The sequence below is a fragment of the Streptococcus suis genome, from assembly GCF_046032535.1.
GTDB classification, from domain to species: domain Bacteria; phylum Bacillota; class Bacilli; order Lactobacillales; family Streptococcaceae; genus Streptococcus; species Streptococcus suis_AK.
The window spans coordinates 1-25,906 of the sequence record NZ_JARQPL010000016.1 but is presented as its reverse complement, the minus strand read 5'-3'; the positions used below and the strand labels follow the sequence as shown (position 1 = coordinate 25,906).

General features: G+C 40.6%; 29 protein-coding genes. 24 read left to right on the top strand and 5 right to left on the bottom strand.

Annotation, left to right across the window (positions count from 1 at the left end):
• The first annotated feature begins 157 nt into the window (after positions 1-157).
• Positions 158-1,639, top strand: a complete 1,482-nt coding sequence (gene guaB / locus P7J58_RS06335; RefSeq protein ID WP_408555902.1) for an IMP dehydrogenase — start codon at positions 158-160, stop codon at positions 1,637-1,639.
• Between the two features lie 84 nt (positions 1,640-1,723).
• Here the strand turns inward: guaB and recF are convergent, their stop codons facing one another.
• On the bottom strand, positions 1,724-2,818 hold the full coding sequence (gene recF, locus P7J58_RS06330) for a DNA replication/repair protein RecF (RefSeq protein WP_408555901.1): 1,095 nt from the start codon (positions 2,816-2,818) through the stop codon (positions 1,724-1,726).
• Between the two features lie 2 nt (positions 2,819-2,820).
• The gene (gene yaaA, locus P7J58_RS06325) at positions 2,821-3,204 is read right to left on the bottom strand and encodes a S4 domain-containing protein YaaA (RefSeq protein ID WP_029186223.1); all 384 of its coding nucleotides are present in this window, start codon (positions 3,202-3,204) and stop codon (positions 2,821-2,823) included.
• A 73-nt stretch (positions 3,205-3,277) separates the two neighbouring features.
• Here yaaA and yfmF point away from each other — a divergent pair, with 73 nt between their 5' ends.
• From yfmF to P7J58_RS06265, 12 genes are all read left to right on the top strand, one after another.
• Positions 3,278-4,531 carry an EF-P 5-aminopentanol modification-associated protein YfmF gene (gene yfmF / locus P7J58_RS06320; RefSeq protein WP_029174212.1) on the top strand — a complete coding sequence of 418 codons (1,254 nt, stop codon included), beginning with the start codon at positions 3,278-3,280 and terminating at the stop codon, positions 4,529-4,531.
• Positions 4,528-5,811 (top strand): EF-P 5-aminopentanol modification-associated protein YfmH, encoded by a 1,284-nt coding sequence (yfmH, locus tag P7J58_RS06315; RefSeq protein ID WP_029179668.1) that lies wholly within the window; start codon positions 4,528-4,530, stop codon positions 5,809-5,811. Before yfmF ends, yfmH begins: the two co-directional genes overlap by 4 nt.
• 81 nt (positions 5,812-5,892) lie before the next feature.
• On the top strand, positions 5,893-6,750 hold the full coding sequence (gene rodZ / locus P7J58_RS06310; RefSeq protein ID WP_029179669.1) for a cytoskeleton protein RodZ: 858 nt from the start codon (positions 5,893-5,895) through the stop codon (positions 6,748-6,750).
• 9 nt (positions 6,751-6,759) lie between these two features.
• Positions 6,760-7,299 (top strand): CDP-diacylglycerol--glycerol-3-phosphate 3-phosphatidyltransferase, encoded by a 540-nt coding sequence (gene pgsA, locus P7J58_RS06305; protein WP_029179670.1) that lies wholly within the window; start codon positions 6,760-6,762, stop codon positions 7,297-7,299.
• Positions 7,296-8,132: an energy-coupling factor ABC transporter ATP-binding protein gene (locus P7J58_RS06300; RefSeq protein ID WP_002941820.1), complete on the top strand. Its 837-nt coding sequence runs from the start codon at positions 7,296-7,298 to the stop codon at positions 8,130-8,132. The genes pgsA and P7J58_RS06300 overlap by 4 nt, the downstream gene beginning before the upstream one ends.
• Positions 8,108-8,950 (top strand): energy-coupling factor ABC transporter ATP-binding protein, encoded by an 843-nt coding sequence (locus tag P7J58_RS06295; protein WP_002938195.1) that lies wholly within the window; start codon positions 8,108-8,110, stop codon positions 8,948-8,950. The genes P7J58_RS06300 and P7J58_RS06295 overlap by 25 nt, the downstream gene beginning before the upstream one ends.
• Positions 8,943-9,737 carry an energy-coupling factor transporter transmembrane component T family protein gene (locus tag P7J58_RS06290; protein ID WP_002938197.1) on the top strand — a complete coding sequence of 265 codons (795 nt, stop codon included), beginning with the start codon at positions 8,943-8,945 and terminating at the stop codon, positions 9,735-9,737. Before P7J58_RS06295 ends, P7J58_RS06290 begins: the two co-directional genes overlap by 8 nt.
• A 131-nt stretch (positions 9,738-9,868) precedes the next feature.
• Entirely contained in the window at positions 9,869-10,423 is a 555-nt protein-coding gene (locus tag P7J58_RS06285; protein WP_099876213.1) for a LysM peptidoglycan-binding domain-containing protein, read from the top strand.
• A gap of 121 nt (positions 10,424-10,544) precedes the next feature.
• On the top strand, positions 10,545-10,934 hold the full coding sequence (locus tag P7J58_RS06280; RefSeq protein WP_408555900.1) for a hypothetical protein: 390 nt from the start codon (positions 10,545-10,547) through the stop codon (positions 10,932-10,934).
• 15 nt (positions 10,935-10,949) lie between these two features.
• Positions 10,950-11,927 carry an ATP-binding protein gene (locus P7J58_RS06275; protein ID WP_408555899.1) on the top strand — a complete coding sequence of 326 codons (978 nt, stop codon included), beginning with the start codon at positions 10,950-10,952 and terminating at the stop codon, positions 11,925-11,927.
• Positions 11,924-12,592, top strand: coding sequence for a response regulator transcription factor (locus P7J58_RS06270; RefSeq protein ID WP_044774075.1), 669 nt, complete (start codon positions 11,924-11,926; stop codon positions 12,590-12,592). Before P7J58_RS06275 ends, P7J58_RS06270 begins: the two co-directional genes overlap by 4 nt.
• A 111-nt stretch (positions 12,593-12,703) precedes the next feature.
• On the top strand, positions 12,704-13,309 hold the full coding sequence (locus P7J58_RS06265) for a hypothetical protein (RefSeq protein ID WP_408555898.1): 606 nt from the start codon (positions 12,704-12,706) through the stop codon (positions 13,307-13,309).
• Between the two features lie 194 nt (positions 13,310-13,503).
• Here the strand turns inward: P7J58_RS06265 and sdaAA are convergent, their stop codons facing one another.
• Together sdaAA and sdaAB are read right to left on the bottom strand one after the other, a co-directional pair.
• Positions 13,504-14,376, bottom strand: coding sequence for an L-serine ammonia-lyase, iron-sulfur-dependent, subunit alpha (gene sdaAA / locus P7J58_RS06260; RefSeq protein ID WP_408555897.1), 873 nt, complete (start codon positions 14,374-14,376; stop codon positions 13,504-13,506).
• A gap of 12 nt (positions 14,377-14,388) precedes the next feature.
• Complete coding sequence (sdaAB, locus tag P7J58_RS06255; RefSeq protein ID WP_044689967.1) at positions 14,389-15,060, bottom strand: L-serine ammonia-lyase, iron-sulfur-dependent subunit beta; 672 nt, start codon at positions 15,058-15,060, stop codon at positions 14,389-14,391.
• A 217-nt stretch (positions 15,061-15,277) separates the two neighbouring features.
• On the opposite strand from sdaAB, the gene mnmA reads away from it, so the two are divergent.
• Positions 15,278-16,402 carry a tRNA 2-thiouridine(34) synthase MnmA gene (gene mnmA / locus P7J58_RS06250; protein WP_029173413.1) on the top strand — a complete coding sequence of 375 codons (1,125 nt, stop codon included), beginning with the start codon at positions 15,278-15,280 and terminating at the stop codon, positions 16,400-16,402.
• Positions 16,403-16,444: 42 nt separating this feature from the next.
• On the opposite strand, the gene P7J58_RS06245 is transcribed toward mnmA, so the two are convergent.
• Positions 16,445-16,834 (bottom strand): nuclear transport factor 2 family protein, encoded by a 390-nt coding sequence (locus tag P7J58_RS06245; protein ID WP_002941856.1) that lies wholly within the window; start codon positions 16,832-16,834, stop codon positions 16,445-16,447.
• A 125-nt stretch (positions 16,835-16,959) separates the two neighbouring features.
• On the opposite strand from P7J58_RS06245, the gene P7J58_RS06240 reads away from it, so the two are divergent.
• The 10 genes from P7J58_RS06240 to P7J58_RS06195 all read left to right on the top strand — a co-directional run bounded on the left by P7J58_RS06240 (position 16,960) and on the right by P7J58_RS06195 (position 25,791).
• Positions 16,960-17,286, top strand: coding sequence for a winged helix-turn-helix transcriptional regulator (locus tag P7J58_RS06240; protein WP_002938209.1), 327 nt, complete (start codon positions 16,960-16,962; stop codon positions 17,284-17,286).
• 329 nt (positions 17,287-17,615) lie between these two features.
• Positions 17,616-18,248 carry an RpiB/LacA/LacB family sugar-phosphate isomerase gene (locus P7J58_RS06235; RefSeq protein ID WP_408555896.1) on the top strand — a complete coding sequence of 211 codons (633 nt, stop codon included), beginning with the start codon at positions 17,616-17,618 and terminating at the stop codon, positions 18,246-18,248.
• 129 nt (positions 18,249-18,377) lie between these two features.
• On the top strand, positions 18,378-18,830 hold the full coding sequence (locus tag P7J58_RS06230) for an NUDIX hydrolase (RefSeq protein ID WP_044774091.1): 453 nt from the start codon (positions 18,378-18,380) through the stop codon (positions 18,828-18,830).
• A 16-nt stretch (positions 18,831-18,846) separates the two neighbouring features.
• On the top strand, positions 18,847-19,278 hold the full coding sequence (locus P7J58_RS06225; RefSeq protein WP_408555895.1) for an NUDIX hydrolase: 432 nt from the start codon (positions 18,847-18,849) through the stop codon (positions 19,276-19,278).
• Positions 19,268-19,729 carry an NUDIX hydrolase gene (locus P7J58_RS06220; protein WP_408555894.1) on the top strand — a complete coding sequence of 154 codons (462 nt, stop codon included), beginning with the start codon at positions 19,268-19,270 and terminating at the stop codon, positions 19,727-19,729. Before P7J58_RS06225 ends, P7J58_RS06220 begins: the two co-directional genes overlap by 11 nt.
• On the top strand, positions 19,726-21,642 hold the full coding sequence (mnmG, locus tag P7J58_RS06215) for a tRNA uridine-5-carboxymethylaminomethyl(34) synthesis enzyme MnmG (protein WP_172037507.1): 1,917 nt from the start codon (positions 19,726-19,728) through the stop codon (positions 21,640-21,642). Before P7J58_RS06220 ends, mnmG begins: the two co-directional genes overlap by 4 nt.
• 80 nt (positions 21,643-21,722) lie before the next feature.
• Positions 21,723-23,684 carry a DHH family phosphoesterase gene (locus P7J58_RS06210; RefSeq protein WP_408555893.1) on the top strand — a complete coding sequence of 654 codons (1,962 nt, stop codon included), beginning with the start codon at positions 21,723-21,725 and terminating at the stop codon, positions 23,682-23,684.
• Positions 23,685-23,694: 10 nt separating this feature from the next.
• Positions 23,695-24,147 (top strand): 50S ribosomal protein L9, encoded by a 453-nt coding sequence (gene rplI / locus P7J58_RS06205; protein WP_002941865.1) that lies wholly within the window; start codon positions 23,695-23,697, stop codon positions 24,145-24,147.
• A gap of 33 nt (positions 24,148-24,180) precedes the next feature.
• Positions 24,181-25,536 (top strand): replicative DNA helicase, encoded by a 1,356-nt coding sequence (gene dnaB, locus P7J58_RS06200; protein WP_002938217.1) that lies wholly within the window; start codon positions 24,181-24,183, stop codon positions 25,534-25,536.
• 3 nt (positions 25,537-25,539) lie between these two features.
• The gene (locus P7J58_RS06195) at positions 25,540-25,791 is read left to right on the top strand and encodes a Veg family protein (RefSeq protein WP_408555892.1); all 252 of its coding nucleotides are present in this window, start codon (positions 25,540-25,542) and stop codon (positions 25,789-25,791) included.
• Positions 25,792-25,906 lie beyond the last annotated feature (115 nt).

The window sequence follows — 25,906 nt, the reverse complement described above, 5'->3', positions numbered from 1 at the left end:
GTTCGATTTTTATAGATAAAACTGAATAGAATTTTCTGAATTTTTAGGAATGATGATATTAAAGCGAATAATGATTGACAAATGATTTCAAAATGTTATCATAATTAAAATACAAATAGCAATCACGCTACATATTAAGTAAGAAAAGAGGAAGAACATGTCAAACTGGGACACTAAATTTTTGAAAAAAGGCTTTACCTTTGATGATGTATTACTTATTCCGGCTGAAAGTCATGTATTACCACATGATATTGATTTAAAAACACAATTAGCACCAAATTTGACCCTTAATCTTCCGATTATTTCTGCTGCCATGGACACTGTAACAGATAGTAAAATGGCTATTGCAATGGCACGTGCAGGTGGCTTGGGTGTCATCCACAAGAATATGTCCATAGCAGAGCAGGCTGATGAGGTTCGTAAGGTAAAACGTTCTGAAAATGGTGTCATTATCGATCCATTCTTCTTAACTCCTGAGCACACAATCGCAGAAGCTGAGAAATTGATGGCTACTTATCGTATTTCAGGTGTGCCAATCGTTGAAACATTAGAAAATCGTAAGTTGGTCGGTATTATTACCAACCGCGATATGCGTTTCATTTCAGATTACTCACAGCCAATTTCGACAAACATGACAAGCGATGCTTTGGTAACAGCGCCAGTTGGAACAGATTTGGCGACTGCTGAGGCTATTCTTCACAAGCATCGTATTGAAAAATTGCCATTGGTTGATGAAAATGGTCGTTTGTCAGGCTTGATTACCATCAAAGATATTGAGAAAGTGATTGAGTTCCCAAATGCTGCGAAGGATGAATTTGGTCGTCTTTTGGTTGCGGGTGCTGTCGGTGTCACATCTGATACTTTTGAACGTGCAGAAGCTCTCTTTGAAGCAGGTGCAGATGCGATTGTCATCGATACAGCTCACGGTCACTCAGCAGGTGTTCTTCGTAAGATCAAAGAAATTCGAGAACACTTCCCAACTCGTACCTTGATTGCCGGTAACATTGCCACAGCTGAGGGAGCTCGTGCCCTTTATGAAGCAGGCGTTGATGTTGTCAAGGTCGGTATTGGACCAGGTTCCATCTGTACAACACGTGTCATCGCAGGTGTCGGTGTACCACAAGTGACAGCTATCTACGATGCGGCTGGAGTTGCGCGTGAATTTGGCAAAACCATTATCGCTGATGGTGGTATCAAGTATTCAGGAGATATTGTCAAGGCACTTGCTGCGGGTGGTCACGCCGTTATGCTTGGTTCTATGTTTGCAGGAACGGACGAAGCACCAGGCGAAACAGAAATCTTCCAAGGTCGTAAGTTCAAGACCTATCGTGGTATGGGCTCTATCGCAGCCATGAAACAAGGTTCAAAAGACCGTTACTTCCAAGCATCTGTCAATGAAGCTAATAAGCTTGTTCCAGAAGGAATTGAAGGACGTGTAGCCTATAAAGGTTCTGTTGCAGATATGATTTTCCAAATGGTTGGTGGCCTTCGCTCAGGTATGGGCTATGTAGGTGCTGGTAACTTGACTGAATTGCATGAAAATGCTCAGTTCATCGAAATGTCAGGTGCTGGTTTGAAAGAAAGCCATCCACACGATGTTCAAATCACAAACGAAGCTCCAAACTATTCAGTACAATAAACAAAAACAAGACCCTGCTTGACAGGGTCTTGTTTGTTGTGTAAATAAGGTTTACAAATGTGTAAATATTTGTGTAAATACCGGTTATTCCGACTCAGTAACCTTACCAGACTCAATATGGAAGATTTTTAAACTATCTGGTAGCTTGTGTAGGTGGTCTAAAGATGTCGTTGTAATAAATGTTTGAGTCGTATCCGTAATAGTTTCTAGTAGCTTGATTTGACGATTATTATCCAGCTCACTCATAACATCATCTAAGAGTAGAATTGGGTACTCTCGTGTGACTTCTTTCATCAGCTCGATTTCAGCCAGTTTGAGTGACAGAACGAGACTGCGGTGTTGTCCTTGGCTACCATAATGGGCATTCATTCCATTTATAAAGAAAGCTACATCATCTCGATGTGGTCCAACTCCTGTATTTTTCTTAAATAAATCACGTTTGCGACACCTTTCCAATTCCGTCAAGAATATGTCAATTAAATTGACAGAAGTAGTAAACTTAATTGAGGATTGATATTCGATAGTTAGTTCCTCTCTCTTATCTGAAATATCTTGAACTTTTCTATTTCCGAATTCCTCTAATTTCTTTAAAAAGTCAATACGATGTTGGATAACACGACTACCATATTCAGCAAGTTGCTGATCTAACACGGATAGGAAGTTCTCATCAATCTTATCTGTAGATTTGAGGTAAGTATTTCTTTGTTTTAAAACGTGGTTATAATTCGATAGGTCAGAGAGGTAGAGCGGCTTGATTTGACCTAGCTCGACATCAATGAACTTTCTTCTCAAAGCAGAGGCACCTTTTATCAGCTGTAAATCTTCTGGAGCAAATAGGACGACGTTCATATGTCCAATGTAATTAGAAAGTTTTGCTTGTTTGAGATGGTTGACCTTGGTCACTCGCCCCTTATCTGTCAAGTGAATGTCAAGTGGAACTTTACCGCTTGCGCGATGGAGTAAACCCGAAATAGATAATTCCTTTTCTTGAAACTGTAGTAGGTCCTTATCTGTTCGTGTTCGATGACTTCGTGTTAAAGCTAAAGCATAGATAGATTCTAGAATATTGGTTTTTCCTTGGGCGTTTTCACCTAAAAAGACATTGAGCCCTTTGTGGAACTCAATATCTAATTGGTTGTAATTGCGAAAATGTTGTAACTCTAATCGTTCTAGCCACATGTCTACATACCAGGGAAACGAACAGGTTTTCTTTCAGTCTTTTTAGTTGCTTTTTTAGGAGTCTTTACCTGTTTCTTGTTCTTTTTATTTTCTTGATTTAACTTTTTAACGATTGCAGCCACACGTTCTTTTTCAGCTTGATCCTCTTGGTGTTGCTGTATTTCTTCTGCACTAGGAGCGACGATTGTGATGCTGGTGTTGTGGTCTGGGAGTGTGATAACATCTCCGACACGGATTTTTTTACCGCGTCTTTTTTCATCCTCTCCATTGAAAAGAATGGTATTTTCTTCCAAGAAACCTTTAATGGCACCTCCTGAATGGAGAATACCAGTCGTTTTTAATAATGCTTGTAATGTGATGTAGTCATCAAATAATTTAAATTCCATAAGTCACCTCGTTACAGAATATTATATCACAAAATGGTATAATGGAAGGTACAATGTTTGAAAGAGGAAGACGATGAAATTACAAGAGGGAGTAGATCTTCATTTTATTGATACAGATCAGTTTACGACAAATCGTATACGTATTCGCTTTGCAGCTGAAATGAGTGAGGCTACAGTTGCTGGTCGTGTGTTAGTTGCAAATATTTTTGAAATGGGTAACCAAGAATTTCAGACTGCTCAGGCTGTTCGGAGAAGATTGGCAGAATTGTATGGTGCTCAGTTCTCGACCTCAGTTTCGAAACGTGGTAGGGTGCACTGTGTAGATGTGACAATTTCATATGTCAGTCCTCGTCACTTGCCAGAAAATGAGGATATTACAGTGGAGATTCTTGATTTTTTATATACGTGTATATTTAGACCACTGAAAAAGGGGCGAGGATTTGATAACCAGATTTTCGAGGTTGAAAAAACGAATTTAATCAATTTTCTTCAGTCAGAGATAGAAGATAATTTTTATCATGCAGATGTTGAAATGAGTAAGCTTTTTTATAAAGATCCCTCTCTTCAAATTCCACGCGTCGGTAGGCTTGATTTGGTTGAAAAAGAAACAGCAGAATCAACCTTTCAGATTTATCGGAATATGTTGCGTATGGATAAAATTGATATATTTGTCTTAGGGAAGGTTGACAGAGAACAAGTTAAAAGAAAACTTGAAGATTTTGGTTTTACTTATAGAAATCCCAAATTAGAGTTAGAATATCATCAGGAATATTCAAATATCACGCAAGAAAAAATCGAGCGTAAACAGGCAAGGCAGTCCATTTTGGAATTGGCATATCATTTACAAGTGATTTACAACGATGTAAACTATCCGGCTTTGATGGTATTTAATGGTCTACTGGGTGCTTTTTCCCATTCGAAGTTATTTATGAATGTTCGTGAGAAAGAAAGTTTGGCCTATACAATTGGCAGTCAGGTCTCTATTTTTTCAGGAATGCTGAAGGTCTATGCTGGAATTAGCCGTGAAAATAGACTCAGGGTAATGAAGTTAATTAGTAAACAACTACTTGATTTAAAATGTGGTAAGTTTACAGAAGAAGAATTAGAGTTGACAAAAAACATGTTGATTCATTCAGCAACCTTGGCTCAAGATAGGCAGAATAATTTGATAGAACAAGTATATAATCAAGTTACCTTAGGAAATAGAAATTTAAGTTGGTTAGATTGGATTGAGGCTATCAAATCGGTATCAATAGACGATGTCATTCGAGTAGGACAGATGATTAATTTACAGGCTGTTTACTTTATGGAGGGGACAGAAGAATGAAGTTAGTTGAGAAGAAGTATCCTTACATGAAAGAATCTGTCTTTTATGGAAAAGTTGACAATGGGTTGACAGTTATTTTGCTTCCTAAAGTAGATTTCCATGAGACATATGGAATTCTAACGACAAATTTTGGGGGTATTCATACTCGATTTACATTGGCTAATGGTAATAACGTTGTTTATCCTGCAGGGATTGCACATTTTTTAGAACATAAGCTGTTTGAAACTGAGAATGAAGAGGATATTATGAATAAGTTTGCTAAATTGGGAGCAAGCGCAAATGCTTATACCAGTTTTAGACAGACTAGTTACTTATTTTCAACGACTCAGAAAGTATTGGAGTCTCTATCACTTTTACAATCTTTTGTTCGAGAACCGTATTTTACAGAAGATAATGTAGAAAGAGAACAGGGGATTATTGAACAAGAAATCGAGATGTATCAAGATGATGCAGATTATCGCTTGTTTACGGGAATTCTATCATCGCTTTATCCAGAAAGTCCTTTGGCCTATGATATAGCAGGGACAGTTGAATCAATTGCTACAATTACTGCGGATGATTTACATGAGAATTTTGAAGTGTTCTATCATCCAAGTAACATGAATTTATTCGTTATTGGTAATTTTGATTTAGAGGCAGTTTGGAAACAAATTTCAAGTTATCAAGTAGCTCAGATGGATAATCCAGCTCAGTCGTTTGAATTGGCAGGTGTCCAAAAGTTGCCGATACAGGAACATCTCTCAGAGCAATTTGAAGTATCTACCCCAAAATTGGCTGTTGGTTTACGGGGAAATGACGAGGTTGATAAGGAGACTATTCAGAAATATCGGCTCAGTTTACAATTTTTATTTGCCATGTTGTTTGGTTGGACTTCAAAACGATATCAACAGTTATACGAGCAGGGAAAAATTGATTCTTCTTTCCAGTTCCAATTAGAGGTTACACCTGAATACCACTATTTGATTATCTCGGGAGATACTCAAGAACCCATTACGCTTTCTAGTATCCTGATGAAAGCACTTAGGAAATTTGAGGATGATGCAGATGTGACAGAGGATCATTTACAATTGTTGAAAAACGAGATGTATGGAGATTTTATTCGTAGCTTAAATTCTCTTGAGTTTACAGCTAGTCACTTTGTTTCTCAGTATTCAGAATATGAAAATGTTTTTGATATACCTCAAATGATACAAAGTCTTCAGTTAGATGACATCAGAGAGGCAGGTCGTCGCTTTATTGATCACTGTGATATGACAGATTTCACGATTTTTCCAAAATAAGTGGGCGCAACCCGTCGAAATTTCCTTGGAATTTTGTTAGAATAGTATACTGTACATGATGAGCGATAGAGAGAGAGTATTATGAGACAAAAGAGTATAGGGGAAGTACTTAGAACAGCCAGAGAAGGACGGGGCTGGACATTTGTTGATTTACAACGGATAACAAAAATCCAAGCTAAATATTTGCAGGCACTTGAGTACAATGATTTTGATTTTATTGCAAACTCAGATGATGTTCATTCTATTTTAAAAGCATATGCTGAGGCTTTGGAATTAGATGCAGATGTTCTACTGGATGCTTACGAGACCAATAGTTTAGTGAAATATTATGAAGATGGAGAAGAAGAACTACGCTCTTCAGAATTGAAAAGAAGCTATAAGGTTCGTAAACGTAAAAAGAACTCTTATCTTCCGTTGATTTACTTATTACTCGCGACGGGTTTGATTATTATTTTTGTGACTTATATTGTTCATAGCAGGCTTCAAAATAGAGCATCTATTACGCCTACTACAACGTCATATAGTATAGTTGAGCAATCTGTATCTGAAGCAAGTAGTGGCACAGAGACGAGTTCGACTGAGCAGGCGCAGTCAAATTCAACGAGTTCAAGTAGTTCCGCTACAGAAAATGTGACTATTTCAGGATCAGGTTCTAACATTGTTGCGACCCTTAAAACAGTGACTTATCCAGTAGAAGTAACTGTAACAGCAAAAAATACAACGAGTTGGATCAGCCTTTCTGACACCTTGTTAGAGGGGGGCGTTACACTAACACCTGATAATCCAACAGTAACTACTACTATTGAAGAAGGAGTGACTTCTACTACACTTGTTCTTGGTGTTGTCAAAGGAGTAGAGGTAACTGTAGGTGGCAAAAAGCTAGATCTATCAGCCTTGACAGCAGATACAGGCTCAATTACAATAAATTTTGAACAATAAAGGTTTTATATGAAAAAAGAAAATATTCCCAATGCATTGACGATAGGTAGGATTTTGGTAATCCCAATTTTTATCTTGTTACTGACCGTTTGGGATTCAACAATTAGTCATGTCTTAGCAGCACTAATCTTTGCTTTGGCAAGTATTACGGATTATCTAGACGGCTACTTGGCTCGTAAATGGCAGGTTGTAACAAACTTTGGAAAATTTGCGGATCCGATGGCAGATAAGATTTTGGTGATGACAGCATTTATCATGCTTGTAGAGCTTGGCTTTGCTCCAGCTTGGGTAGTTACAATTATTATTTGTCGTGAATTGGCAGTGACAGGTCTTCGTCTACTCTTGGTGGAAAATGGAGGAACAGTTCTAGCTGCGGCTATGCCGGGAAAAATTAAAACATTTTCACAGATGTTTTCAGTGATTTTCCTGCTCTTACACTGGAACGTCGTGGGGCAAATAACACTCTATATTGCACTTTTCTTCACCCTATATTCAGGTTATGATTATTTCAAGGGTGCGTCCTTCTTGTTTAAAGATACATTTAAATGATGAATATTATTGAAGTAAAAAATTTAAAATATAAATACAACCAAGAGGATGAGCAATATACTCTAAATGATGTTTCGTTTCACGTGAAACAGGGAGAATGGTTGTCTATTATTGGACATAATGGTTCGGGTAAATCAACAACAGTTCGTTTGATTGATGGTTTGTTGGAAGCTGAATCCGGTGATATTTATATTGACGGTGATGCCTTAACCATTGATAATGTATGGGATAAGCGGCGCTTGATTGGTATGGTCTTTCAAAATCCAGATAACCAATTTGTAGGCGCTACAGTTGAAGATGATGTTGCATTTGGTTTAGAGAATCAGGGAATCCCTTTGGAGGAGATGCGTAGTCGAGTTGACGAAGCTTTGGAATTAGTTGGAATGACTGATTTCAAAACACGTGAGCCTGCTCGTTTATCTGGTGGTCAGAAGCAGAGGGTGGCGATTGCTGGAGTGGTTGCCTTGCGTCCAAAAATTATTATTTTGGATGAGGCTACGTCTATGTTGGATCCAGAAGGTCGTCTCGACTTGATTAAGATTGTCCGTGAAATTAAGGAGCGTCATGGTATGACGGTTATCTCTATAACACATGATTTGGATGAGGTTGCATTGAGTGATCGAGTTATCGTGATGAAAAATGGACAGGTTGAATCAATTAGCACTCCAAATGAACTATTTATGCGAGAAGATTTGGTAGATTTAGACTTGGATAGACCGTTTACGACAGAACTGGCTTCATCTTTGCGCCAGACTGGACTTGATTTACCGCTCCGCTATTTTACAGAGGAAGAATTAGAGGAAACTTTATGGGAATTGATCTCCAAGAAGTAAGCTATACCTATCAAGCTGGCACTCCTTTTGAGGGGCGTGCGCTTTTTGGTGTGGATTTGGAGATTGTTGATGGCTCTTACACGGCCCTTATTGGGCATACGGGTTCGGGTAAATCAACGATTTTACAACTCTTGAATGGATTAAATGTACCAACAGAAGGAAGAGTAGTCATTGATGATGTTGTGATTACAGCGACGTCTGAAAATAAGGATATTAAGCAAGTCAGGAAGAAAGTTGGGCTGGTGTTCCAATTTCCTGAAAGTCAAGTGTTTGATGAAACGGTCTTAAAAGACGTTGCTTTTGGTCCACAAAATTTCGGAGTTTCTCAGGAAGAGGCTGAAACGATTGCGCGTGAAAAGTTGGCCTTGGTTGGAATTGATGAAAGCTTGTTTGAGCGTAGTCCTTTTGAACTATCTGGTGGTCAAATGCGTCGGGTAGCGATTGCTGGGATTCTAGCAATGGAGCCTAGTATCTTAGTTTTGGATGAACCAACGGCTGGATTGGATCCTGCGGGTCGTCAGGAATTGATGGATATTTTCAAAAAGCTTCATGAATCAGGCATGACAATCGTTTTGGTAACTCATTTGATGGACGATGTGGCTAACTATGCTGATTTTGTTTACATTATGGAAAAGGGAAAGCTGGTCCGTTCTGGTAAACCAGTCGATATTTTTCAAGAGGTAGATTTTTTAGAGAGTATTCAGTTGGGAGTGCCTAAGATTACTAAGTTTGCAGCTAATTTGGAGAGAAGAGGTTTTGTATTTGAACGTCTTCCTATTACAATTGAAGAATTTACGGGGATGGTGACACATGGATAAATTAATTTTAGGTCGCTATATTCCTGGGGATTCAATTATTCATCGTTTGGATCCAAGAAGTAAGCTTTTAGCAATGTTTGGATTTCTATTGATGATTTTTTGGGCCAATAATTTGGTCACCAATGCCTTGTTGATAGCATTTGTTTTAGGAATGGTTGTTTTATCTCGTATTCGCTTATCATTTTTTATTAATGGTTTGAAACCGATGATAGGAATTATTCTATTTACAACTTTCTTCCAGGTTTTCTTTACACCTGGAGCGACCATTCTATGGGAATTTTGGATTTTTAAATTATCTGTAGAAGGGTTGCAACAGGCGGCGATTATTTTTGTTCGCTTTGTTTTGATTATTTTCTTCTCAACCCTATTGACCTTGACGACGACACCCCTTAGCTTGGCTGATGGTATTGAGTCGGGGCTTGCACCTTTGAAGAAATTTAAAGTTCCTGTGCATGAAATTGGTTTGATGTTGTCCATGAGCTTGCGTTTTGTACCGACCTTGATGGATGATACCACTCGGATTATGAATGCTCAGAGAGCTCGTGGAGTGGACTTTAATGAGGGAAATCTTATTCAGAAGGTAAAGTCAGTTATTCCTATTTTGATTCCCTTATTCGCATCAAGTTTTAAGAGGGCAGATGCTCTTGCAACGGCGATGGAGGCGCGTGGGTATCAGGGCGGCGATGGGAGAACCAAGTATCGGATTTTGGAATGGAAGTTAGCAGATACGTTAGCAATTTTAGTTATGTTAGCTTTAGCTGGACTCTTATTTATATTGAAAAAATGAGTAAAAAACGCTAGAAATAGCGTTTTTATTGTCTAATTTCAATTTGAATGTAATATTTGTAACAATTTCACAAAGTCTAAGTAATAGTTAGAGGGTATGATAGACACATGACAGAAAGGAATGTGACTATTATGAACATTACATTAAAGAAAAACTTAAAAACAACTATTGCTGGTTTGGTAGCGGGAATCTCCCTTTTGACTGCGGGTGTAGTCAGTGCAGAAACCTATACTGTAAAGTCTGGTGATACCCTGTCTGAAATTGCTGAAACACACAATACTACTGTTGAAAAAATAGCAGAGCAGAATAAGATTACCAACTTAGATTTTATCCATGTCGGTCAAGTTATCGAATTGGGAGATGTGACAGTGAAGGCAGTAGAGAGTTCAGTTGAACAAACTCAATCAACATCAACTTCTACTGCAACAGTAACAACTAGCACCTATTCTTCAAATTTGAGTGCTGAAGATGCAGCAGCAAAAGAATGGATTGCAATGAAGGAATCAAGCGGTAGCTATGATGCCCGTAACGGTATCTACATTGGTCGTTACCAGTTGACAAATACTTACTTGAATGGTGATTATTCACCAGAAAACCAAGAGCGTGTAGCAGATGCTTATGTTGCTAGTCGCTATGGTTCATGGTCTGCAGCCAAGGCTTTCTGGTTGGCAAATGGTTGGTACTAAGATAAATTAGAAGAGGTCTAGCACGATGCTGGACTTTTTTCTATTGTTGAAAGTTGTCTAGCTTTACAGATAAGGTTGTTTTGTTTATAATTGTGAAAAAATTGACTAGAAAAGAAGAACTATGAAATTACAAAAACGAATTTTTCGATTAAATATGATCATGCTGGTCCTGTCATTGATAGCCATGTTAGGAGTTAGTGTCTATGTGGTGAATAGTATTTATCGTAACCAAGAAACATGGCAGTCCACTAGCCAGAAGACAGCAAGTAGTCAACAGAGTTTGGAAAAGTTTTCGGGATCAGATTTTGCAGTATTGGCAGATGAGTTAGCATCGAATGATGCACGACTCTATGTAGGAAGTAATGGTGAGACTGTCTTTTCAAATCTGAAAGATGATGCGGATGAGATATTTGGAGTGCCAGTATCATCAACCACTCACATCTCCTATGTAGATGGAGAAATTGTGATTAGCCGTAAACTCGCCACGGATGGGCAAGTTTATTATTTATAAGCCTTGTTAGAGGATATGGAAGAACAACAGGAAAGTCAGGAATTTCAAGCCTTTCTTTTGCAACTTTTCTTGGTTGGTGGGGCAGGTATTGTCATCATAGTGGTGCTTAATTTCTTCTTTACTCACCGTCTCTTAGGTGTTGTTATGCGGCCTTTGGATGAATTGCATAGCGGTGTAGAGCGTATCCAGCAGGGAGATTATACAGTGTCTTTGACCTATCAGGGAGATACGGAATTTGAAGAATTGACCCAAGGGTTCAATCAAATGCAGACTTCTTTGTTAGATGCCCGTGAGAAAAATCAACTGTATGAACAAAATCGAACCCAGATGGTCGCAGATATTTCGCATGATTTGCGGACTCCCTTGACTTCTATCAAAGGTTATGCCAAGGGAATTTTGGATGGTATTGCCAATACGGATGAAAAACGTAATCAGTATTTGACTGTTATCTATCAAAAATCTCAGGTGATGGAGAAATTACTGGAAAAATTATTTGCTTTTTCACAATTGCAGACAGATAAAATGCCATTTGATAAAGTCCAGCTTGATTTGGCTATCTTTTTACAGTCCTATGTAAGCGAGAAAACTGAGGAATTAGTAGATGAGGACATTCGGTTTAGTTTGGAAGTATCGGATGGATTACCAGTTGAGATTGACCCAATTCAATTTCGTAGAATTCTAGATAATCTGGTGGACAATGCACGAAAATATGCCGCTGTAAAGCCCCTGATAATCAGTATTACTGGACAAATGCAAGAGCAAGAAGTTGTTTGGACTTTTACAGATAACGGAAAAGGTGTAGAAAAGAATAGACTTGACTTGATTTTTGAAGAATTTTACAGGGCAGACGATACCAGACAGCAAGTAGAAGGCCATGGTCTGGGGTTAGCGATTGTAAAAAATATTATCGAACGCTTGGGAGGTCGAGTGTCTGTTGAGGCAACTCCAGGACTTCGATTTATCTTCAGATTACCTAGAAAGGATATGAAATGACACGGATTTTAATCGCAGAAGACGATGTAGAGATTGCTTATTTGGAGCGAGATTATCTGGAAATGCAGGGCTACCAAGTAGATTTGGTACATGACGGTGGTCTTGTAGAGGACCAACTCAAAAAAGAGGATTATGCTCTTTTAATGCTGGATGTCATGCTCCCAAATAAAACTGGCTACGATCTTTGTCGTGATTTACGGGATAAGGTGGACTTCCCTATTTTGATGGTTACATCCAAGCAAGAAACCATGGGCGTGGTGAGAGGGCTAGGCTTGGGAGCGGATGATTACATCAGCAAACCTTTTGATCCCATGGAGTTGGTGGCGCGTGTAAAGGCTCATTTGGCTCGCTACCAGCGTTTTCAAAAGGATAATGATCAGAATGAATTAACAGTTGGGAATATGACTATTTTCTTGGATAATTGGAAGGTGACTTTGGATGGTCAGGAAATCAAATTGCCCAATCGTGAATTTGAATTGCTGGTTTATTTAGCAAAACACCCCAACCGAGTATTCTCTAAAGATCACTTGTTTGAAACCATTTGGGGATATGACTATGTTGGAGATAGTGCGACAGTTGCTGTTCATGTCAATCGGCTCCGAGATAAATTGGGAGCGGATTTGATTGAGACTGTCTGGGGAGCAGGCTATCGTCTTAATGATTAATTTATAAGTGTTTAGAATTTGTTTAGAAAGTTTCTCCAAAGTGTTAAAACCTATCCTCTATAATAGACTTATCAGCAAGAGCTGAAGAAAACAAGTTAAAAAGAGGACAAAATGGAAAATAATAATCAACAACAAGAAATTATTGAAGTGGCAGAAAATAAGAAAACAGGTGTCTGGGAATCAGTCAAACAGAAGGTTACAGGCATGAGTAAGAAATCGATTATCTTATTGTCAGCAGGTGCCTTGGTACTTGTGACGGCTGGTTTTGTCGTAGCAGAAGTCTATGAAAATAAACTAGAGGCATTAGAAAATCAAATAGAGCGACAAGTTGTAATTGCAGATGATGATGACAATCAACAGGTAACAGCACAAGCTAATGCATCATCAGCCTCATCAGTAAATACAACTTCTGCTAGTCAACTAGCAACAAGTTACGGTGTAAAGTTAGTTGACACCTCTGAGCTAGATGGTACTTATACAGCAACATCTGGAAATGACACCTACACGTTGACTGTAAAAGGGAATCAAGCAACCTTGACAGAAGTTGACAATGATGGGGACCAGGATATAGAACAAGTGATTTTTGACTTAGATAAAAAACTTGCCTACATTGACGGTGAAGCAGATACATATTCCCTGAATGGTACTACTCTAACCTTGACAGAAATTGATGCCAATGATACAACCTTAGAGAAACTAACATTCACGAAACAATAAGAAAAGGAGGCTGGGCAAAAAGCTTAACCTCGCTTCTCAGGGTTCGTGTCAACATCTCAGCGCAGTGGTTGATTGGCAGATTTGTTCGTGTTTTATACTCCAAATCTGACCTAATCAACTGTGCGGGGGCGGGAAGACGAACTATTTTTGACCAGTCGAGTTCTTTCCCGCTCCCTTTTTGGTTTACATTATTGTCAATCTTCCCCAAAAATTTCTTGAGCCAGGCGACGACCCGTCGGTGTAGCTGCAAGGCCTCCTTCGGCAGTTTCACGGAAGGCGGTTGGTAGGGCAGAGCCAACTTGGTACATGGCATTGATAACCTCATCTACAGGAATTTTTGATTCAATTCCTGCCAGTGCCATATCAGCAGCTACCATGGCATAGCTTGCTCCCATGGCGTTTCGTTTAACACATGGGACTTCTACCAGACCAGCGACGGGATCGCAAATCAGACCCAGCATATTTTTGATGACAAAGCAGATGGCTTGGCTGGCTTGGTAGGGAGTTCCACCTGCTGCCAGTGTCAGGGCTGCGGCAGACATAGCAGAGGCAGAGCCGACTTCTGCCTGACAGCCTCCTTCTGCACCTGAGATGGAGGCGTTGTTGGCAATGACCAGACCAAAGGCTCCTGCTGTAAAGAGGAAGTCAAGTTGTTGCTCTTCTGTCAAGTTTAACTTATCAATAGCAACACCAAGAACGGCAGGCAAACAGCCAGCAGATCCAGCAGTGGGAGTGGCACAGACTAAGCCCATTTTGGCATTCAATTCATTAACGGCCATGGCATTTCTTGCGGCGGATAGGACAGCGGAATCTGACAGGGTTTTACCAGATTTCATATAGGCATCTAACTTGGCAGAATCGCCTCCTGTTAAACCAGATACGGATTTGCTTTCAGTAAGTCCATCTACGATGGAGGCTTTCATAACTGTCAAGTTTCTTGACATAATTGTCAATATTTCTTCGCGGCTACGACCTGTCAACTCAATTTCAGTCGCGATCATGAGTTCAGCTACATTACCAGAAAAGTTGTCTGCTTGCTGAACTAATTCTTCGATAGTATAAAACATGTCTTTCTCTTTCTAGTTGAAGAAGGTAACATTGTGCAAGTGGGGAATTTTTTCGATTTCTGCGATGGAATTTTCACATTGGCGGGCATCCACTTCGATAATCATAATGGCTTTTTCGCCAGCTTGTTCACGTGTCACATTCATTTGGGCAATATTGATATTGTATTTTGATAAGATGTCAGTTACCTTGGCAATCATACCTGGAACATCTTGGTGAACGATGATAATTGTCGGAGTATTCATATTGAGGTTGACAGAAAAGCCGTTGAGCTCCGTTACTTGAATATTGCCCCCACCAATCGAAACGCCCGTTGCTGATATGGACTTTTTGTCATTTTTAATAATGATTCGTGTGGTATTGGGATGAGGGGTATTGCTGTCCTTGTTGACACGCCAGTAAACCTTAATACCTCGTTCTCTTGCAATATCAAGAGAGTCAGGAATGCGGGGATCATCCGTATCCATGCCCAGAATACCTGCTACCAAGGCTACATCTGTACCGTGACCACGATAGGTCTTGGCAAAGGAGTTGTAAAGTTGAAATTCAACCTCTGTTGGCTCATCGCCGAAGATGGAAGACACAATTTTCCCAATGCGGACCGCCCCAGCCGTATGGCTAGAGGAAGGACCAATCATAACAGGCCCGATAATATCAAAGACCGATTGAAATTTTAAGTTGCTCATAATTTGCCTCGTATTTTTTCTTACCCTTATTATACCAAATTTTCTGGTTAGGGAATATGCCTAAATGAATGGGCTTTCCCATGTCAAATTCCTGTCGATCTCACCTTTTGTGTGGTATAATACAAGTTGTTCAAAATCGACCTTCAAATCGTTTTTTGAAAAAATTTTGGAATACGACCTTCAAATCGTTATTTCTACGAAAAGATGGGAGAAAACTATGTCAATTGACAATTCTAAAACGCGTGTCGTTGTCGGTATGAGTGGCGGTGTGGATTCATCAGTTACGGCTCTCTTGCTCAAGGAGCAGGGCTACGATGTGATCGGTATCTTCATGAAAAACTGGGATGACACGGATGAAAATGGCTTCTGTACAGCAACAGAAGATTACAAGGATGTGGCTGCAGTAGCAGACCAAATCGGCATTCCTTACTACTCTGTCAACTTTGAAAAAGAGTACTGGGATCGCGTATTTGAGTACTTCCTAGCAGAGTATCGGGCAGGCCGCACACCTAATCCAGATGTCATGTGTAACAAGGAAATCAAGTTCAAAGCTTTCTTGGATTACGCTATGAACTTGGGTGCGGACTATGTGGCGACAGGTCACTACGCTCAGGTATCACGCGACGAGGACGGCACTGTCCATATGCTGCGTGGGGCAGATAATGGCAAGGACCAGACCTACTTCCTCAGCCAACTCTCACAGGAACAGCTGCAGAAAACCATGTTTCCGCTCGGCCATTTACAAAAGCCTCAGGTGAGGGAAATAGCAGAGCGAGCAGGCTTGGCGACTGCTAAAAAGAAAGACTCGACAGGCATCTGCTTTATCGGTGAAAAGAACTTCAAAGAATTTTTGGGGCAATATTTGCCAGCCCAGCCCGGTCGGATGATGACCGTTGACGGTCGTGACATGGGAGAGCATACAGGCCTCATGTACTATACCATTGGTCAGCGGGGCGGGCTTGGTATCGGCGGACAAATCGGTGGGGACAATGAGCCTTGGTTTGTGGTCGGAAAAGATTTGTCCAAAAATATCCTCTATGTCGGACAAGGCTTCTATCATGACTCCTTGATGTCAACTTCTTTACAGGCGAGTCAAGTGCACTTTACACGTGATATGCCTGAAGAATTCACGCTTGAATGCACAGCCAAGTTCCGCTACCGTCAACCAGACAGTCAAGTGACTGTCAAGGTAAAAGGGGACAAGGCAGAAGTCATCTTTGCCGAGCCACAACGGGCAATCACACCAGGACAAGCCGTTGTTTTCTACGATGGACAAGAATGCTTAGGCGGCGGTATGATTGACATGGCCTATAAAGACGGAGAGGCTTGTCAGTATATTTAATCAAAAATAAAAGCTTAGCACCCTCATGCTAAGCTTTTTATCTTATCCCCAGAAAGCATCTTCGGCTTTTTGGTCGGCTGAGAAGAGCCAAACTTCCTTGATTTTGCCATCTTCCATACGGAAAAGATCGATACCATTCATGTTTAGTTCTTCACCGTCTGTGCGAGTACCGAGGAATGTTACGTTAGCGGCAACAAGAGTATCATTATCTGACACCCAGTTTGTCACTACTTTGAAAGTTCCATTTGTTTTTTCGGCGAAAGTTGCTAGATGTGCTCCGAGTACTTCCTTACCAATTTTAGCACCAGATGTTGAATGATTTCCGGGTTGATGCCAGATAATGTCATCCGCCATAGTTTCAAAAAGAGCTGCAAAATCACCAGCGATGAGAGCATTGTTATAGGCATTAAAAATTTCCAAGTTTGTTGACATTTGATGTCCTCCAATTTTTTTGATATAGTACAATTATAGTCCAATCAATCAATTATGCAAGTAGGTACTTTTGTATTTGTTGGTATCAAAAGTGATACTATTGTGATAAATAAAGGAGAATTTTTTTGAAAAAAGTTAGTGAATATGGTATTTGTCCTTTTGCAACAACGCAAAAAGTCTTGACTGGTAAGTGGGGATTGGTGATTATCTACCAACTCAGTACAGGAACGAAACGTTTCAATGAACTACAGCGACTGATTCCAGGTATTACTCAAACCATGTTAACAAGGCACCTTAGACAATTGGAGGAGGATCGCATTATTAGTCGCACGGTCTATGCAGAAGTCCCCCCTCGTGTAGAGTATAGCTTGACTGAAATGGGCGAAAAATTTCGTTCGGTTCTGGATGCTGTTGAGGCTTGGGGCTTAGAGTATATTGAAACGTTAACGTAACACCAGATTTGAAATTCTACAAATCTTTTGATAGAATAAGAGTAACAATCATCATGATGGTCAAAGCTCATGGGAATTGTAGGCTTTTTTGTCCTGCAATTTTCGAGAGTTTTGGCTATTTTTTGTGATTGGGGAGAGAAGATGACCTTTTTGATATTACAAAAATTTCAGAATCAGAACTGAGTCAGTTTCCTAATCTAAAAACGATTGATGGAATAGTGTTATTGATGACAGATGATGTAAAACTGTTCTTGAAATCGAAAGGTCTTCGATTTTTGATTGAGGAGTAGCTTGTCAATCTAATTGACAGATGTGTAAAGGAGGGGAAAATGCGTGTTGTAGTTATTCAAGCTAGTACAAGAACTGAGATCAACCAGCTCTTGTTTGACACAGTTTGTGAGGTAGTGGATGGACACCATGATGTCGTTAATCTAGGTGTGTTTCCAGAAGAAATAGAAAACTACTCTTATGTGGAAGTGGCTGTTATGATTAGTCTGTTGATTGAAACAAATGCAGCTGATTTTGTTGTAACGGGGTGTTCTTCTGGACAAGGAATGATGATGGCTTGCAATAGTTTGCCAGGTTTACGTTGTGGCTTTGTGCAAACACCTCAGGATGCCTATCTGTTTGGTCGGATTAACAACGGCAATGTAGTTTCTTTACCACTAGGCTTAAATTTTGGTTGGTCTGGTGAGTTGAATTTGCGATACACCTTGGAAAAACTATTTGATGGAGAATTTAATACAGGCTATCCAGTTCAAGATGCTGAACGTAAAAAGAAGGAAGCAACTGAATTAGTGCATCTTCATCAGTTGACAACACGCTCTTTTTTGGAAATTTTACCAAACTTTAATGAATATCTATTGACTAAAATTTTAAGACGTAAAACATTTTTTGATTATATTTATCAAAACGGGACGAATAAACTCCTTTTAGAAAAGTTAACGGCTTATAAGGTTTGAACTTTAGAAGCAGATTTGATACAATATTTTTAACAAGAACTATGATGGTCAAAGCTCATGGGAATTGTAGGCTTTTTTGTCCTGCAATTTTCGAGAGTTTTGGCTATTTTTTACTATTGGGGAGAGAAGATGGATTTTAGGACCAGAATTGACAATCAGATTTTTGGTGTTCGTGCGACGGGCTTGGTGGTACAAGATGAGAAGTTATATCTTGTTAAGTCGCCTGAGGGGAAATATTACACCTTAGGTGGAGCTATTCAGCTTGGCGAAACAACCGAAGAGGCTGTGCAACGGGAAATGAAAGAAGAAATCGGAATTGATGTGGAGGTTGGACCACTAGCATTTATCGTTGAAAATCAGTTCACCTTACAGGAGAAATCCTATCATCAGATTGAATTTCTCTATATAGTTACCCCACTGTCTAATCCAGCTACCAATCTGGAAGAAGGGAATTCTGTTCGCCAGTGTGAATGGGTTACTTTTGCGGACTTAGAGAAACTGGATCTCAATCCAGCCTTTCTTAAGACCGAGCTAGCCAAATGGGACGGACAACTAAAGCATTTTATGAACAAAGACAACTAAAGTAGCGGAGGAAACTATGCCTGTCAAACTGATTGCCCATGTTTTACTGACTGTTGCAGATAGCCACTTGATAATTCAGCGTTCTCAGATTAAGCGTGGCAAACCCAATGTTTTTCCTCGATATTGGGATATCCCAGGCGGTCGTGTCGAGGAGAATGAATTGCCTCGTGATGCTGCTGTTCGAGAATGCTATGAAGAAACAGGCATTTCGATAGCCAAGGAAAATCTGACCATTATCCATGAAGATAGTCAGTTTGATGAAGAGAAGCAGACGGTGTTTACAAGGCTGGTCTATGAAGTGACTCTTCCTGAACAGCCCAAAACAATTCTTCTTGATCCAGAAGAGCATACTGATTTTCTATGGATTACTAGTAGCGATAAAAATAAGAAAAATTTAGTTCCATATCTCGATGAAATCTTAGAAAAGAGAAGGAAGAATGGATTTTAGGACTAAAATTGACAATCAGGTCTTCGGTATTCGGGCCACTGCATTGTTTATAAAAGATGGGAAAATATTTCTTACCAAGGACTCTAAGGGGCGTTATTATACCATTGGTGGTGCGATTGCAGTCAACGAAACTGCGCAAGATGCGGTTGTTCGAGAAGTCAGAGAAGAATTAGGGGTTGACAGCCGTGTCAATCAACTAGCTTTTGCCGTTGAAAATCAATTTACACATGAAGGCATAGATTTTCACAATATCGAATTTCATTTTATCGTAGAGCCTATTGGAGAATTGCCTGAGAAGATGATTGAAGATAAGTTGAAGCAACCTTGTGAATGGATTGAAGTTGACAAGCTTGTAAACCTTGATGTCGTGCCTGCTTTTCTGACACAGGAATTACCAATTTGGAATGGACAAGTTAAACACATTATGAACATGAAGGAGAAAACAACATGACACACACATTTGCAGAAAACTATGATGTCATCGTGATTGGTGCGGGACATGCGGGTGTAGAAGCGGGATTGGCAGCCAGTCGGATGGGCTGTAAAACCCTGCTTGCAACTATTAACTTGGATATGGTGGCCTTTATGCCTTGTAATCCCTCCATTGGTGGCTCTGCCAAGGGGATTGTGGTAAGGGAAATCGATGCATTGGGTGGCGAAATGGGCCGCAACATTGACAAGACCTATATCCAGATGAAAATGCTCAATATGGGCAAGGGGCCAGCTGTTCGTGCCTTGCGGGCTCAGGCAGATAAGGCAGAGTACGCAGCAGAGATGAAGCGGACGGTGGAGCGTCAGGAAAATCTGACCCTGCGTCAAACCATGATTGATGAGATTTTGGTGGAAGAGGGCAAGGTGATTGGTGTCCGTACGGCTACCAACCAGAAATTCTCAGCCAAGGCAGTTGTGGTGACGACGGGTACAGCCTTGCGTGGTGAGATTATCATCGGTGACCTCAAGTATTCGTCAGGGCCTAACAATAGTCTGGCTTCTATCACGTTGGCGGATAATCTGAAAGAATTGGGTCTTGAAATCGGTCGTTTCAAGACAGGGACACCACCGCGTGTCAATGCTCGTACCATTAACTACGAAGACACGGAGATTCAACCAGGTGATGAAAAGCCAAATCACTTTTCATTCTTGTCCAAGGATGAGGACTATTTGCAGGATCAAATTCCTTGCTGGCTGACCTATACCAACGCGACCAGCCACGAGATTATCAATAGCAATCTTCACCGAGCACCTATGTTTTCAGGTATTGTCAAGGGGATTGGTCCCCGTTATTGTCCGTCCATTGAGGACAAGATTGTTCGTTTTGCGGATAAGGAACGCCACCAGCTTTTCCTAGAGCCAGAAGGTCGCAATACCGATGAAATCTATGTTCAAGGGCTGTCAACCAGTCTGCCAGAAGATGTGCAGCAGGACTTGATTCACTCTATTAAAGGTTTAGAAAATGCCCAGATGATGCGGACAGGGTACGCCATTGAGTACGATATGGTTATGCCTCATCAGTTGCGGGCGACGCTTGAAACCAAGAAGATTTCAGGGCTCTTTACAGCAGGTCAGACAAACGGAACATCAGGTTATGAAGAAGCAGCTGGTCAGGGAATTGTCGCTGGTATTAACGCCGCCCTCAAGGTACAGGGCAAGCCTGAATTGATTTTGAAACGAAGTGACGGTTATATCGGCGTTATGATTGACGACTTGGTGACCAAGGGAACGGTGGAACCTTATCGTCTCTTGACCAGTCGGGCAGAGTACCGCTTGATTTTGCGTCATGACAATGCCGATATGCGACTGACGGAGATTGGTCGTCAGGTAGGCTTGGTGGATGATGAACGCTGGCAGGTTTTCCAGATTCACAAAAACCAGTTTGACAACGAAATGAAACGCTTGGAGTCTATCAAACTCAAGCCAATCAAGGAAACCAATGAAAAAGTCGTAGCTATGGGCTTCAAACCTCTGACAGATGCCTTGACTGCCAAGGAATTCATGCGTCGTCCAGATGTGACCTACGCAGATGCAGTAGCCTTTATCGGCCCTGCGGCAGAGGACTTGGATGCCAAGACCATTGAGTTGATTGAAACAGAGGTCAAGTACGAGGGCTATATTGCCAAGGCCTTGGATCAGGTGGAGAAGATGAAACGCATGGAAGAAAAACGAATTCCAGCCGACATTGACTGGGATGATATTGATTCCATTGCGACCGAGGCTCGTCAGAAATTCAAGCTGATTTCACCAGAAACCATTGGCCAAGCTAGTCGGATTTCCGGTGTCAATCCAGCCGATATTTCCATTCTCATGGTTTATCTGGAAGGACGCAGTCGTTCCATTTCTAAAAACAAATCAAAGGACAGTCACTAAGGCTGTTCTTTTCTTATGCGTGCTAGCGAAAACTAGCAATTTCTTGTGATTTATGGTAGAATGGCAGGCAGAGGTTAGTGATGAAAAGATTTCGATTTTCGACAATTCACTTTGTCATGATAGGTGTCATTTTATTTGGGTTGGTGGCTCTTGTCCACCGATTTTTTCCAATTGGTGCCAGTACAGTTTTTGCGCTACTCATCAGCCTATTAGTGTTGATTGCGCTGTTTATTTATCAAAAACATTCTTATGAATTTAGTGAGATAGAACAGATTGAATATCTCAATAATCAGGCCAATTCTGGTTTGATGATGCTCTTGGATAAAATGCCAGTGGGAGTTATCAAAGTTCAACCAGATAGTAATCAGGTAGAATGGTTTAATCCCTTTGCTGAGCTGATTTTTGCTCAAGAAAATGGTGAGTTTGATCAAAAAAAACTACGTGAAATTATTGACGTTGGTCTGGATGAGGAGCGAATTTATGCAAACTTTTCAGGCAAGAGATACGCTGTTAACGTTGATTTTGATCAAGGGTTATTTTACTTTTTTGATGCGTCGACAGAGTATTCAGCGACAAATAGTTTGATCGGAAGCCGTCCTGTTATAGGGATTATTTCAGTTGATAATTATGATGAACTCGAGGACACGGTATCTGATTCACAGATTAGCCAAGTCAATTCCTTCTTGGCTCAATTTGTTTCGGAATTTTGCCATGATTACGGTATCTACTACCGACGCGGCACAATGGATCGATTCTATTTCTTTACAGATTATGCTGTATTGGAAAAATTGATAGAGAATAAATTTTCAGTTATTGATAAGTTCCGCGAGGAGGCTAAAAAGTTAGATTTAGGTTTGACTTTGAGTATGGGATTGGCGTATGGTAATGAAAATCATCACCAAATCGGACAGGTTGCGCTTCAAAATCTCAATATGGCTGAGGTTCGTGGTGGAGACCAGGTTGTGGTCAAGGAAAATGATGAGAGTAAACAGCCACTTTTCTTTGGCGGTGGCTCGGCTTCTTCCGTTAAACGAACACGTACGCGGACTCGTGCTATGATGACTGCTGTATCAGATAAACTCAAATCGGTTGATGCTGTTTTTGTGGTGGGGCATCGTAATTTAGATATGGACGCGCTTGGATCCGCGGTCGGCATGCAGTACTTTGCTCAAAATATTATGAACAATGCCTATACGGTGTATAATCCAGATGAAATGGCACCAGATATTGCACGTGCTATCAAGAAGTTGAGTGATGAAAATTGTTCTAATTTGCTAACGGTTGAGGAAGCCATGAAGATGGTCACTTTCCAGTCGTTGTTAATCATGGTAGATCATTCAAAGATTGGCTTGACTTTGGATAAGGATTTCTATGAACAATTTACCCAGGTTGTGGTGGTTGATCATCATCGTCGCGATACGGATTTCCCAAATAATGCAGTTTTGACTTATATAGAGAGTGGTGCTAGTTCTGCGAGTGAGTTAGTAACGGAATTAATTCAGTTCCAGAATGACAAACACCATAAACTTAATCGCATTCAATCTAGTTTATTGATGGCTGGGGTTATGCTTGATACAAAAAATTTCACCTCTCGTGTGACTAGTCGTACTTTTGATGTGGCTAGTTACTTGCGGACTCGTGGTAGCGATAGCTTGGAAATCCAGCAGATTGCTGCGACAGATTTTGAGGAATATCGTCAAATCAATGAACTGATTTTAAGTGGGCAGAGAATTGAGTCCAATGTTGTTATTGCGTGTGCAGATGATACTAAAGAATATGATAATATTATTCCGAGCAAGGCTGCCAATACAATATTGGACATGGCAGGAATTGAGGCGGTATTCGTTGTAACAAGAAATACAAAAGGGTATGTATCTATTTCTGCAAGGAGTCATAGTAAAATCAATGTTCAACGCATTATGGAAGAAATGGGTGGAGGTGGCCACTTTAACCTAGCTGCCGCTCAGGTATATGACCAGACAATCGCAGAAGTATGTGAAAAGTTGACGGATAAAATCCGCGAAGAAATAAATGGAAATTAGGAGAACAGATATGAAAGTAATCTTTTTAGCAGATGTTAAAGGTCAAGGTAAAAAGGGTGAGATTAAGGAAGTTCCAACAGGTTACGCCCAAAACTTCTTGATTAAGAAAAATTTGGCTAAGGAAGCAACAAACCAAGCGATTAGCGCCCTTCGTGGTCAGGAAAAATCTAAGGAAAAGGCTCATGCAGAGATGATTGCAGAAGCAGAGGCTATCAAGGCTAAGTTGGCTGAGGAAGCTACTTTAGTGAAATTTGTCGAAAAAGTTGGTCCAGATGGTCGTACCTTTGGTTCTATTACCAGCAAGAAAATTGCTGAAGAATTGGAAAAACAATTTGGTATTAAGATTGACAAACGTCATATCCAATTAGACCACCCAATTCGCGCCCTTGGTTTGATTGATGTACCAGTCAAAATTTATCAAGATGTGACAGGTGTTATCAATTTGAGCATTAAAGAAGCTTAGAAGAGTTATCATTATCAGTGAGGAGGTGAGATCTTGGCAGAGTTGGATGAATTGCGGGTGCAACCGCAGGATATTCTGGCTGAACAGTCGGTCTTGGGAGCTATTTTCCTTGATGAAGGCAAGCTGGTCTTCGTTCGTGAATACATCGAAGCTGAAGATTTTTTCAAACATGCTCATAAGCTAATTTTTAAAGCTATGATTGCTCTTTCTGATAGAAATGAGGCAATTGATGCAACTACCATGCGTAACTATTTAGTGAACCATGGTGATTTGGAAAATATTGGTGGCTTGGCCTATTTGGCTGAAATCATTAGTTCCGTGCCGACGGCGGCCAATGCGGAATTCTATGCCAAGATTGTTGCTGAAAAGTCTAATCTCCGTAAACTGATTGCCCGTTTGACGGATGCAGTTAATCAGGCTTATGAGGGTGCGGATGGTTCAGATGACATTATTGCCAATGCTGAAAAAGCTTTGATTGATGTCAGTGAGGGAGCCAGTCGAAGTGGTTTCAAGCGGATTGATGATGTCTTGAATATCAACTTTGACAACCTTGAAACTCGTGCTAAGCAGACGTCGGATATTACAGGGATTGCAACTGGTTATCCTGCTCTTGATGCTATGACAACGGGTCTGCATGAGGAAGAGTTGATTATTCTTGCGGCTCGTCCTGCGGTTGGTAAGACGGCCTTTGCTCTCAATATTGCGCAAAATATCGGTACAAAACTGGGTTTGACAGTTGCTATCTTCTCTTTGGAGATGGGTGCAGAAAGCTTGGTTGACCGTATGCTCGCTTCAGAGGGAGTTATCAATTCGAGGGCTATTCGTACGGGGCATTTGACGCAGGAAGAGTGGAATAAGTATATGGTGGCTCAGGCTAATTTGGCACGGGCTAGCATTTACATTGATGATACACCAGGTATCAAGATTACGGAGATTCGTTCGCGGTCACGCAAGTTGGCTCAGGAAACGGGCAATCTAGGCTTGATTTTGATTGACTATCTTCAATTGATTACGGGAACAGGTCGGGAAAACCGACAACAAGAGGTTTCTGAGATTTCCCGTCAGTTGAAGATTTTGGCCAAGGAATTAAAAGTTCCAGTTATCGCCCTCAGTCAGCTGTCTCGTGGCGTTGAACAGCGTCAGGACAAGCGTCCTGTTTTGTCTGATATCCGTGAGTCAGGGTCTATCGAGCAAGATGCCGATATCGTTGCCTTCTTGTATCGTGATGATTACTATGAGCGCGGTGAGCAAGAGGATGGTGGCATTCCAAACAATACGGTTGAAGTCATCATCGAGAAAAACCGTTCCGGTGCGCGTGGTACCGTGGAACTGATGTTCCAAAAAGAATACAATAAATTTGCAAGTATTTCCAAGAGGGAGGATGGATAGAGAATGAGTGATGCATTTACAGATGTTGCTAAAATGAAGCAAATCAAACAAGATATTAAGGACCATGAGGGACAGATCGTTGAATTGACCCTTGAAAATGGCCGTAAGCGTGAGAAGAATAAGCAGGGGCGTATTGTGGAGGTTTATCAGTCTCTCTTTATCGTTGAATTTGAAGATTCAAACAATACCTTTGTGGAATCTTATACTTACTCAGACATTTTGACAGAAAAGATTTTGATTCATTATTTGGATTAGGAATGGGAGCCTGTGATTGCAGGCTTTTTTGTATGATTTATAGTCATTTGAATTAACTTTGATACATCGTCACTTTCGGCTTGCCGTACTCTAGTACAGCCTGCACCTCAGTTCC